At 62.0% G+C, this 11,352-nt stretch carries 4 protein-coding genes, 2 tRNA genes and 2 rRNA genes (1 of these 8 running past the window's edge); 5 read left to right on the plus strand and 3 right to left on the minus strand.

Annotation, left to right across the window (positions count from 1 at the left end):
* Positions 1 to 38: 38 nt before the first annotated feature.
* A complete protein-coding gene (clpB, locus tag AC066S_RS01255) occupies positions 39 to 2,690 on the plus strand; it encodes an ATP-dependent chaperone ClpB (RefSeq protein WP_478268718.1) in 2,652 nt (883 codons plus the stop codon).
* Positions 2,691 to 2,770: 80 nt separating this feature from the next.
* Here the strand turns inward: clpB and AC066S_RS01260 are convergent, their stop codons facing one another.
* The 3 genes from AC066S_RS01260 to AC066S_RS01270 form a co-directional block, all read right to left on the minus strand.
* On the minus strand, positions 2,771 to 3,037 hold the full coding sequence (locus tag AC066S_RS01260) for a hypothetical protein (protein ID WP_126259392.1): 267 nt from the start codon (positions 3,035 to 3,037) through the stop codon (positions 2,771 to 2,773).
* An 83-nt stretch (positions 3,038 to 3,120) separates the two neighbouring features.
* Positions 3,121 to 4,740 carry a hypothetical protein gene (locus AC066S_RS01265; RefSeq protein WP_478268719.1) on the minus strand — a complete coding sequence of 540 codons (1,620 nt, stop codon included), beginning with the start codon at positions 4,738 to 4,740 and terminating at the stop codon, positions 3,121 to 3,123.
* Positions 4,741 to 4,891: 151 nt separating this feature from the next.
* Positions 4,892 to 6,955: a peptidoglycan DD-metalloendopeptidase family protein gene (locus AC066S_RS01270; RefSeq protein WP_478268720.1), complete on the minus strand. Its 2,064-nt coding sequence runs from the start codon at positions 6,953 to 6,955 to the stop codon at positions 4,892 to 4,894.
* A 992-nt stretch (positions 6,956 to 7,947) separates the two neighbouring features.
* On the opposite strand from AC066S_RS01270, the gene AC066S_RS01275 reads away from it, so the two are divergent.
* From AC066S_RS01275 to AC066S_RS01290, 4 genes are all read left to right on the plus strand, one after another.
* Positions 7,948 to 9,436, plus strand: a 16S ribosomal RNA gene (locus AC066S_RS01275).
* 187 nt (positions 9,437 to 9,623) lie between these two features.
* Positions 9,624 to 9,700, plus strand: a tRNA-Ile gene (locus AC066S_RS01280).
* A gap of 109 nt (positions 9,701 to 9,809) precedes the next feature.
* Positions 9,810 to 9,885, plus strand: a tRNA-Ala gene (locus AC066S_RS01285).
* A 409-nt stretch (positions 9,886 to 10,294) separates the two neighbouring features.
* Positions 10,295 to 11,352: ribosomal RNA gene (locus AC066S_RS01290) — 23S ribosomal RNA — on the plus strand; it runs 1,788 nt beyond the window's last position.
* The 16S and 23S rRNA genes sit together here with 2 tRNA genes alongside, the layout of an rRNA operon.

Raw genomic sequence — 11,352 nt, forward strand, 5'->3', positions numbered from 1 at the left:
CTGAGAGGGCCCCAAGGGCAGGCCGAGGGACAGAAAAGATGAATATCGAGAAATATACCGAACGCTCCAGAGGCTTCATCCAGTCCGCGCAGTCGCTCGCGATGCGCGAGGGGCACCAGCAGTTTTCGACCCTGCACATGCTGAAAGTCCTCTTGGACGACAGTGAGGGGCTCGCTGCCGGTCTGATCGACCGCGCTGGCGGCAATTCCCGTGCAATCCTGAAGGCGACCGAGGACGCCCTCGGCAAGGTGCCGAAGGTTTCCGGCGCTGGCGCCGGCCAGATTTACCTCGCACCCGAGCTCGCCCGCACCTTCGACGCCGCCGAGAAGGCCGGCGAGAAGGCCGGCGACAGCTTCGTCACCGTCGAGCGGCTGCTGCTCGGGCTCACGCTGGAGAAGACCAGCGAGGCCGGCACGATCCTGAACAAGGGCGGCGTCACCCCGCAAAACCTCAACGCGGCGATCGAGGCGCTGCGCAAGGGCCGCACCGCGGACTCCGCGACCGCCGAGAACGCTTATGATGCGCTGAAGAAATATGCCCGCGACCTGACCCAGGCGGCGCGCGACGGCAAGCTCGATCCGGTCATCGGCCGCGACGAGGAAATCCGGCGGACCATCCAGGTGCTGTCGCGCCGGACCAAGAACAATCCCGTTCTGATCGGTGAGCCCGGCGTCGGCAAGACCGCCATCGCCGAAGGCCTTGCGCTGCGCATCGTCAATGGCGACGTGCCGGAGAGCCTGAAGGACAAGAAGTTGCTGTCGCTCGATCTCGGCGCGCTGATTGCCGGGGCGAAGTATCGCGGTGAGTTCGAGGAGCGGCTGAAGGCCGTGCTCCAGGAGGTGACCGGGAGCGAGGGCACCTTCATCCTGTTCATCGACGAAATGCACACGCTGATCGGCGCCGGCAAGGGCGACGGAGCGATGGACGCCTCCAACCTGCTCAAGCCGGCGCTCGCGCGCGGCGAGCTGCACTGCATCGGCGCGACCACGCTCGACGAATACCAGAAGCACGTCGAGAAGGATGCCGCGCTGGCGCGGCGCTTCCAGCCGATCTTCGTCAGCGAGCCCTCGGTCGAGGACACGATCTCGATCCTGCGCGGCTTGAAGGACAAGTACGAGCAGCACCATGGCGTGCGGATCACCGATTCCGCGCTGGTGGCGGCGACGACCCTGTCCAACCGCTACATCACCGATCGCTTCCTGCCCGACAAGGCGATCGACCTGATGGACGAGGCCGCGGCCCGGCTGAAGATGCAGGTCGATTCCAAGCCGGAAGAGCTGGATTCGCTCGACCGCGAGATCATCCGGCTCAAGATCGAGCAGGAAGCGCTGAAGAAGGAAACCGATCCCGGCTCCAAGTCCAGGCTCCAGACGTTGGAGAAGGATCTGGCCGAGCTCGAGGAGAAGTCGGCCGCGCTGACGGCGCGCTGGAGCGCGGAGAAGAACAAGCTCTCCGACGCCCAGAAGCTGAAGGCCGAGCTCGACGGCTTGCGGGTCGAACTCGCCAACGCACAGCGGCGCGGCGAATTCCAGAAGGCCGGCGAGCTCGCCTATGGCCGGATCCCGCAGCTCGAGAAGCAGCTTGCCGAGATCGAGGCCAAGGACGACACAAGGCAGAGCTCCGGCGAGATGGTGGAGGAGGCGGTCACCGCCAACCACATCGCGCAGGTGGTCTCGCGCTGGACCGGCGTGCCCGTCGACAAGATGCTGGAAGGCGAGAAGGAGAAGCTCCTCAAGATGGAGGAGCAGCTCGGCAAGCGTGTCGTCGGCCAGGCCGAGGCCGTGCGTGCGGTCGCAACCGCCGTGCGCCGCTCGCGCGCCGGCCTGCAGGACCCGAACCGCCCCACCGGCTCGTTCATGTTCCTGGGGCCCACCGGCGTCGGCAAGACCGAGCTGACGAAAGCCTTGGCCGAGTACCTGTTCAACGACGAGACCGCGATGGTCCGCCTCGACATGTCCGAGTACATGGAGAAGCACTCGGTCTCGCGGCTGATCGGCGCGCCTCCGGGCTATGTCGGCTATGACGAGGGCGGCGCCCTCACCGAGGCGGTGCGGCGCCGGCCTTACCAGGTCGTGCTGTTCGACGAGATCGAGAAGGCGCATCCCGACGTCTTCAACGTCCTGTTGCAGGTGCTCGACGACGGCCGCCTGACCGACGGCCAGGGCCGCACCGTCGACTTCCGCAACACGCTGATCATCATGACCTCGAACCTCGGGTCGGAGTATCTGGTGAACCAGCCCGAGGGCGAGGACACCTCGGCCGTGCGCGAGCAGGTGATGGGAATGGTGCGCGGACATTTCCGCCCCGAATTCCTCAACCGCGTCGACGAGATCATCCTGTTCCACCGCTTGCAGCGCAGCGAGATGGGCCGGATCGTCGAGATCCAGTTCGCGCGGCTGCAGAAGCTGCTGACCGATCGCAAGATCGTGCTGACGCTCGACGCGGCCGGCCGCGACTGGCTCGCCGCCAAGGGCTGGGATCCCGCCTACGGCGCACGTCCGCTGAAGCGCGTGATCCAGCGCCACCTCCAGGACCCGCTCGCCGAGATGATCCTCGCGGGCGACGTCAAGGACGGCGACAGCGTTGCGATCTCGTCCGAAGGCAACGTGCTGACCTTCAACGGCAAGGCGCCGCAGACTGCCGAGATCACCCCGTTCGAGGCGCCAGTGGCGAAGCGCAAGCTGAACTGAGCGCGGCCGTTCGAAAGCAACCAAGCGCTCCGGAGAGGTCAACCTCTCCGGGGCGTTCGACTTGTCCGACGGCCCGCCAGTTAACCGAGTGCTGATGCGGAGCCGGGATCGACAGGGCCTTGCTCCTCGTCGTCTTCAGCGAGATCGGAGAGAATATCCACGAGCTCGCGCACCCGCCCCTGCGCCAGCGGCCGCAAATCGTTGATCATCGGCTCGTCATTGGCGAGCCAGGCCCTGGCTTCTGCGAGCTCCTCGGCGGTTGCGCCGGTTCCGATAATCTGGGCAATGGTGACATCGTCTGCGCCGTCTACCGCCTTGGCGACATCGTCGCGTGAGAGGCGCGTCATGGGCAGCCCTCCTGCTGTCGGCTTCGTCAGCGTCCAACCGGAAACCGGCCCACCGGTTCCCGGCCAACGCGTGCAACCCAGGCCTACTTCTTGGCGGCCTTGTAAATCGCATTCTCGAGGTCCGAGCTGAAATAGATCACCCCGCTCGCCCCGACTGCAACCCCCGTCGGAATATTGCTCGGCAATCCGCCAGGCGCACCCGGCAGGCCGATCGGGAGATTGGCCGCGATCTCGGTGATCTTGCCGCTGTCCGGCGCGATCTCGATCAGCCGCTTGGCCCCGACTTCCGCCACGATCAATTGGCCATCCGGACGGCGCGCGATGCCTTCCGGCATTTTCAGCTCCTTCGCGACCACCGTCTTCCCGCCGTTGGCGTCGATCCGGGACACTGTGCCAGCAAAGGCCTCGGTGACGTAGACCTCGTCGGTCTTGCCGCGAACGAGCCCGACCGGGCCCTCGAGGTCGCCGATCAGCGTGGTGCGGTCCTTGCCGTGCTCGCCGCTCACCTTGACCAGCGACTTGGTGCCGAGCTCGGCGACCAAGATGCTGCCGTCCGCGAGCACGATCGCGTCGTGCGGCGCCTTGAAGCCGTGCAGCATGTCGCGCGTGGTGCCGGTCTTGGCGTCGATCACCTGCACGGTGCCGGTGAACCAGCTCGACAGCACCACATCGTTGCCCTGCGCCGTCGCGCTCATCGGATATTCGAGCGTCGTGCCGGCGGCGTGCATGCGCGCCTTCTCGGTGACCTCGCCGGTTGCCCCATTCACCGTGCGGTAGGCGAACACGTCGGCGACGTGGATCGTATCCTTGCCGTTCTCCGAGGTGACACCGATGCCGCCGGGCAGCGCCAGCTTGCCGATGATGATCTGCCTGGCCTGGCCGGTCGCGGGATCGACCTCCTGTATGCCGTTGTCGGCCATGTTGGAGACGTAGATGCGGTCCTTGTCGTCGATGGCGAGGTTGTCCAGCGACGTCTTCAATTGCGCGACAATGGTCTTGCTGCCGGATTTGGGATCGACCCGGACGAGCTGGCCGAGTGCGGTGTCGATCACAAAGAGATTGCCTTTGGAATCGAAGTTCACCGCGGCCGGGATCTTGAAGCCTTCGGCAACGACGGTCAGCTCGGCCTTGTCGACGTCGACCTTGGCGACCTGGCCCTTGAACCAGAGCGGGCCGTAGAGCTTGTCGTCGGGACCAAACTCGAAGCCGTTGAGGCCGCCCATCTTCTCCATGATCTGGCGCGGCGGCTTCAAGCCCTCGACGTCGATCTCGTAGAGCGTGTCGCCGAGGAAGACGGTGGTGGCGTAGAGCCGGCCGTCCTTGCGGAAGGCGAGCGAGTTGATGCCGGGAAGGCCGCTCGCCAGCTTCTTGATCGGGCCGTCGCCCTTGCGGGCATAGAGATCGCCGGTCAAGAATCCGGTCCAGGCCATGGTGCCGTCAGGCGCGAAGGCGATGTCGTCGGCCATGCCCACAGGCGAAGGGATTGCAACCTTGGCGCTACCGCCGGAGATATCGACCTCGTAGAGCGCCGCGCCGGCGACGCTGCCGGCGAACAGATGGCCGGCCTTGTCGACGCCGAGCCCGTGCACGCCATGGAATGCCGAGCCGGGAACGAGCTTCGTGACCTCCCAACTGTCCGCCGACGCGCTCGTGGTGGCGAAAAGCGCGGCGACCAGGGCTGCGCAGGCGAGCCTGTTGTTCATGGCGAGACCTCCCGTTTTTTGGAAAGTATTCGCCGCTCACGCTGCTTTGGCAAACGAAACTTGGCGTTGTGACGCCGCGAAGCGGCCGTGCGCGATCAACGTCGAATTCGGGGCGTGTTTGGAGACGTCAGCCGATGACGGTCGGTTGGGGCTAGCGGTTGGTGACCTGCAGCGGGCCGCCGGTGGCGTCCGACATGCGGGCGATGGCGCCGCCGCGGCCGCTCATCATGCCCTCGAGCCGGTCGCGCTCCTTCTCGAAGCTTGCGAGCATCGGGCCCTCGAGCGAACGGCCGCGCGGCAGCTTCACGCGCATCGGGTCGACGAAGCGGCCGTTGACCAGGATCTCGTAATGCACATGCGGGCCGGTCGACTGGCCGGTCGAACCGACGAAGCCGATTACCTGGCCCTGACGCACCTTCTTGCCCGCCTCCATGCCCTTGGCGAAGGCCGACATGTGACCGTAGGCGGTCTCGTAGCCGTTGGAATGCTTGATGCGGATGTACTTGCCGTAGCCGCCCTCGGGGCCTGCCTTCTCGATCACGCCGTTGCCGGAGGCGAAGATCGGCGTGCCGTAGGCGGTGGCCCAGTCGACGCCGGTGTGCATCTTCACATAGCCGAGGATCGGATGGCGACGGCCGCCGAAGCCGGAGCGCATGATGGCGTTGTTGATCGGCTTCCTGACCAGGAACTTCTTCGCGCTCTTGCCGGTCTCGTCGTAATAGTCGACGACGCCGTCGTCGGGGCTCTGGTAGCGGTAGTATTTCTTGGTCTCGCCGCCGACGGTGAGGGAGGCGAACAGCACGTCGTTCTTTTCGCTCGAGGTCACGCCCTCGTCTTCGCCGGCGTAGAACACGTCGAAGGAATCGCCCGGCTGCACCTTGCGCTGGAAATCGACGTCGTAGGAGTAGATCTTGATCATGTCCTCGATGACCGGCATCGGCACCTTGTTGCGCATCGCGGTCTCGTAGATGCTCTGGTACAGCCGCACGCCGGAACCGTCATCGTCGTCATCGTCGTCGCTGTTGGCGCTGGCCGCCGCGTCGGCGGCGGTGTTCATGCTGGAGACGTCGACCGCGACGTACTTGCCGAGGTCCGACAGCGCCGCGATCGCCTCGACCATGGTCTCGTTGGCGACGACGACGCGGTAGGGCTGGAGGCGGGCGCCGGGACTGGCGGGCGCCATCAGGATGCGGAGCTTCTCGCCCTCCTTGAGGCCGCCGTCGCGGCCGCGCGGCCCGAGCGTCGCGGTGATCGCCTTGATCTCCTCAGGCGTGGCGCCGAGATCGCGCAGCACGCCGGCGACGCTGTCGCCCTTCTTGACCAGATGGACGCGTTCGCCGTTGGGATTGCCGCCGGTGATCTGCTCCTTGGTCTTGGGCAGCAGCGTGACGTTTTCCGGCACCACGCGCGTCTCGAAGCCGGCATAGGGATCGGACGGCGAGGCCTCGGCGGCGTAGGCGGTCCTGATATCGGAGGGGCCGGCCGCGCCGGAGATGTCGGCGGCGGCATTGGCGAGCGAGGCGTAGCGCACCCCGCCATTGCCGCGCCAATTGGCGGCGTCGCGGACCCGCATCAGGATGTCGTCGAGCGCCACCACGGCGGAAATCTTCGCCTTCGGCAGCACCTGCGACAGGTCCTTGGTGACGAAGGAGACCTCCGCGTCGGGCTCGACGGCTTCCGGATTGTTCGGGTCTTCCGCTGCCGTCTTCGGATCGGAGCCGACATCGGTGAGCAGGCGCTGGGCGTTGAACGGCGGAATCTTCGCCGACAGATCGCTCGTCGTCATCGACAAATTGCCGGCGATGCGGACGAAGGGGCGCACCCGCATCACGTCGCGGTTGCCGACGCGGGCGACCGTGGAGACGCGCACGATGTTGCGGGACGCCGTGGATTCGCTCGGCGGCGGCAGGCGGTCGCTCTTGTGCAGCGTGGCGGCGCGATCGGCGGCACCGAAGGCGCCGCGCAGCGCGCCCTCGACCCGCTCCGGCACCTTGGCGAAGGTCATCTCGCCGTCGAGAGATGCGAAAACGGCGCCGCCGATCAGGGCTGCGCCGCAGAGTCCGGTCAAGATCGTGCCGCTGAACCATTGCACCGAGACGCGGCGGCGGTCGATCACGGCGGCTTCAGAACCGTCGACGGACAGCGGCGGCTCGTGGCCGAGATCGATGATCCCGGTCTCACGCCCGTAAGCGCCGCGTGTCGTCCTGTGGTTCACTCAAGTCCCCCAATCAACGACCCAAGAAGCCCGCTTCGAACCTCATCCCTAGCCGCCCTCTTGAAGGGGATCGCCGGAAAAAGGCAAGCCGCACAGGCGCTCGCGCTCAGAAGGCCCCTCGGAGGGGCCGGCCGAAATTACGAACAGCTGGACGGATAAAGCTCTCTCGATGTCTCTCGAATGTCCGGGGAAGGCCGCGTCATCTGCAAGATCGCCTTCCTCTGACCCCATGAAAACCGCCGGCAGCCCCCACTGGCATCCCGCGATTCAAGCTTGTCTCTTATCAGAACGCCGCGGGAATGTGGCTCAAGTACGGCGCCTGTCATGGAAAAAGTTTCCCGAGCGGCCGGGCGCCGGAGCCCGCCCCGAGGGGGCGCGGTAAGCCGCTCCCGGAGCCCTTCCGAGGCCCGGTGGAGGCCAAACTTTTTTTCAGTTTTTTTGTCGGACCGCGCCGGCCCGGCTCTTCGTGATCCTTCTAACCGTCTGGAAACGTGCGATTATTTTCGATGATCCACTGTGCGACGATTTGTTGACGATTGGCGTTGACAGCCCGGAAGGTGGGGCCTATAACCCCAACCACTGAGCGCGGCGCCGCCGGGTCACTGACCAAGGCGAGCGAACGCGCCACTGATGCTCCTCACCTTGTTGAGTGACACAACAGCCGACACAAGTCGGTTGGAGTTCATCCATCGTCGGTAAGGGTGTCGGAACCCTTCCCACCTAGGGAAGGTTGGGGCCTCCTGGTCCCGGGCTGTTTGACAAGTGAAGATGAAGAAAGAGAAACGTGGACGGCGGAGTCCTTGCGGGTCTCGCTTCTGGAAAGCTTCGGCTTTCCTGATCGAGACCGGACGAAAGACTTCGGCGGTACACGTTTTAAAGGAAACACCATCGTTGCCAGCGATGTGAATCGCAGGCAGCTCATCGGCTTCGGTCGATGGAAAAATGGTGGGACCTCGTCAAACGTTGTGATCAGCCGGTTCAAAGTTCAAGTCCAACTTGAGAGTTTGATCCTGGCTCAGAGCGAACGCTGGCGGCAGGCTTAACACATGCAAGTCGAGCGGGCGTAGCAATACGTCAGCGGCAGACGGGTGAGTAACGCGTGGGAACGTACCTTTTGGTTCGGAACAACACAGGGAAACTTGTGCTAATACCGGATAAGCCCTTACGGGGAAAGATTTATCGCCGAAAGATCGGCCCGCGTCTGATTAGCTAGTTGGTAGGGTAATGGCCTACCAAGGCGACGATCAGTAGCTGGTCTGAGAGGATGATCAGCCACATTGGGACTGAGACACGGCCCAAACTCCTACGGGAGGCAGCAGTGGGGAATATTGGACAATGGGGGCAACCCTGATCCAGCCATGCCGCGTGAGTGATGAAGGCCCTAGGGTTGTAAAGCTCTTTTGTGCGGGAAGATAATGACGGTACCGCAAGAATAAGCCCCGGCTAACTTCGTGCCAGCAGCCGCGGTAATACGAAGGGGGCTAGCGTTGCTCGGAATCACTGGGCGTAAAGGGTGCGTAGGCGGGTCTTTAAGTCAGGGGTGAAATCCTGGAGCTCAACTCCAGAACTGCCTTTGATACTGAAGATCTTGAGTTCGGGAGAGGTGAGTGGAACTGCGAGTGTAGAGGTGAAATTCGTAGATATTCGCAAGAACACCAGTGGCGAAGGCGGCTCACTGGCCCGATACTGACGCTGAGGCACGAAAGCGTGGGGAGCAAACAGGATTAGATACCCTGGTAGTCCACGCCGTAAACGATGAATGCCAGCCGTTAGTGGGTTTACTCACTAGTGGCGCAGCTAACGCTTTAAGCATTCCGCCTGGGGAGTACGGTCGCAAGATTAAAACTCAAAGGAATTGACGGGGGCCCGCACAAGCGGTGGAGCATGTGGTTTAATTCGACGCAACGCGCAGAACCTTACCAGCCCTTGACATGTCCAGGACCGGTCGCAGAGATGTGACCCTCTCTTCGGAGCCTGGAGCACAGGTGCTGCATGGCTGTCGTCAGCTCGTGTCGTGAGATGTTGGGTTAAGTCCCGCAACGAGCGCAACCCCCGTCCTTAGTTGCTACCATTTAGTTGAGCACTCTAAGGAGACTGCCGGTGATAAGCCGCGAGGAAGGTGGGGATGACGTCAAGTCCTCATGGCCCTTACGGGCTGGGCTACACACGTGCTACAATGGCGGTGACAATGGGATGCTAAGGGGCGACCCTTCGCAAATCTCAAAAAGCCGTCTCAGTTCGGATTGGGCTCTGCAACTCGAGCCCATGAAGTTGGAATCGCTAGTAATCGTGGATCAGCACGCCACGGTGAATACGTTCCCGGGCCTTGTACACACCGCCCGTCACACCATGGGAGTTGGTTTTACCTGAAGACGGTGCGCTAACCCGCAAGGGAGGCAGCCGGCCACGGTAGGGTCAGCGACTGGGGTGAAGTCGTAACAAGGTAGCCGTAGGGGAACCTGCGGCTGGATCACCTCCTTTCTAAGGATGGTTCTTCAGAAGCTTGCTTCTATCGAACCGTTTTAGAAACATCAGTGGCCAACAGATCGCCAGATCGTTGAGCTGCATTGGCGGGATTTCGCCGTCTACGTTTCTCTTTCTTCGCGGACGAACACGCGCTGGGCCTGCGTCATGCAGGATCCCTGGTCCTTGACGGGATATGCGTTAGGGGCTTGTAGCTCAGTTGGTTAGAGCGCGCGCTTGATAAGCGTGAGGTCGGAAGTTCAAGTCTTCCCAGGCCCACCAGCCTTCGCGCTTCGCTACTTCGGCTAGGCAAGCCCTTCGATACGAAGGCTGCCGCGCCGTAGCCTTGGCGAAGGCGGGCTAATCAAACGAGCATTCGTCTTCTGGTTACGGGGCCATAGCTCAGCTGGGAGAGCGCGTGCTTTGCAAGCATGAGGTCGTCGGTTCGATCCCGTCTGGCTCCACCAGATGGTTTGATCACCGAGATCCTGTGCCGTCGTCCGCGAAACATCACTTCGCACTTACCAGTCTGGATAGACGGTAAGCTGCGTGATTTCTGACATCGTAAAGAGGAGATCGATCCGAGTTGGATCGTGCGGCAAGCAATTGCCACGCGAGACTTCATTATCTCCGGATCATTTCGGCGCTCGCGCGTCCTTCAAGGTCAAACTTGAAAGGCATGCGAGTTGTAAATGATCCTTTTAGCGAAGCTTGACCGCCTCGCTATCGGAACGATCTTACGAAGCAAGCTGGTCTTTCTAGTCAATGTCCGGCTGTACGTAGCATTCATCGAGGGTGCGCGCCTTAGAGACTTCGGTCTCCTGGCAATCGTGCAGACAACATTCTGCCGAGTGTGTGGACATTGATAATGAGAGCAATCAAGTGCCTTAAGGGTGTTCGGTGGATGCCTTGGCGCTGAGAGGCGATGAAGGACGTGCTACGCTGCGATAAGCCGTGGGGAGCTGCGAAGAAGCTTTGATCCGCGGATTTCCGAATGGGGAAACCCACCTTCGATAGCCGGAACTCCAAGACCTTAGGTTTTGGGGTTTGACCAGAAATGATCGGGACCATGACCGCAAGGTTTTGGATTTCCGGTTATCAAGAGAAGGTATGAGACTTCTGAATACATAGGAGGTTTCAAGCGAACCCAGGGAACTGAAACATCTAAGTACCTGGAGGAAAGGACATCAACAGAGACTCCGTTAGTAGTGGCGAGCGAACGCGGACCAGGCCAGTGATACATCAAAGACAATCGGAACCAGTCAGGAAAGCTGGGCCTTAGAGGGTGATAGCCCCGTACGAGTAATGCGATGATGTATCCACGAGTAAGGCGGGACACGTGCAATCCTGTCTGAACACGGGGGGACCACCCTCCAAGCCTAAGTACTCCTCAGCGACCGATAGTGAACCAGTACCGTGAGGGAAAGGTGAAAAGCACCCCGACGAGGGGAGTGAAATAGACCTGAAACCGGACACCTACAAACAGATGGAGCCCAAGATTCGTTCTGGGTGACATCGTACCTTTTGTATTATGGGCCAGCGACTTAATTTAACGAGCAAGCTTAAGCCGATAGGCGAAGGCGTAGCGAAAGCGAGTCTGAATAGGGCGCCAAGTTCGTTGTATTAGACCCGAAACCTAGTGATCTAGCCATGAGCAGGTTGAAGGTGAGGTAACACTCACTGGAGGACCGAACGGGTGCCTGTTGAAAAAGGCTCCGATGACTTGTGGTTAGGGGTGAAAGGCCAATCAAACTGGGAAATAGCTGGTTCTCCGCGAAAGATATTTAGGTATCGCCTCGGATGAATACCTCAGGGGGTAGAGCACTGGATGGGCTAGGGGGACTTACCGTCTTACCAAACCCAACCAAACTCCGAATACCTGAGAGTACTATCCGGGAGTCACACGGCGGGTGCTAACGTCCGTCGTGGAGAGG

It is taken from the genome of Bradyrhizobium sp. CFUWI (assembly GCF_056429085.1).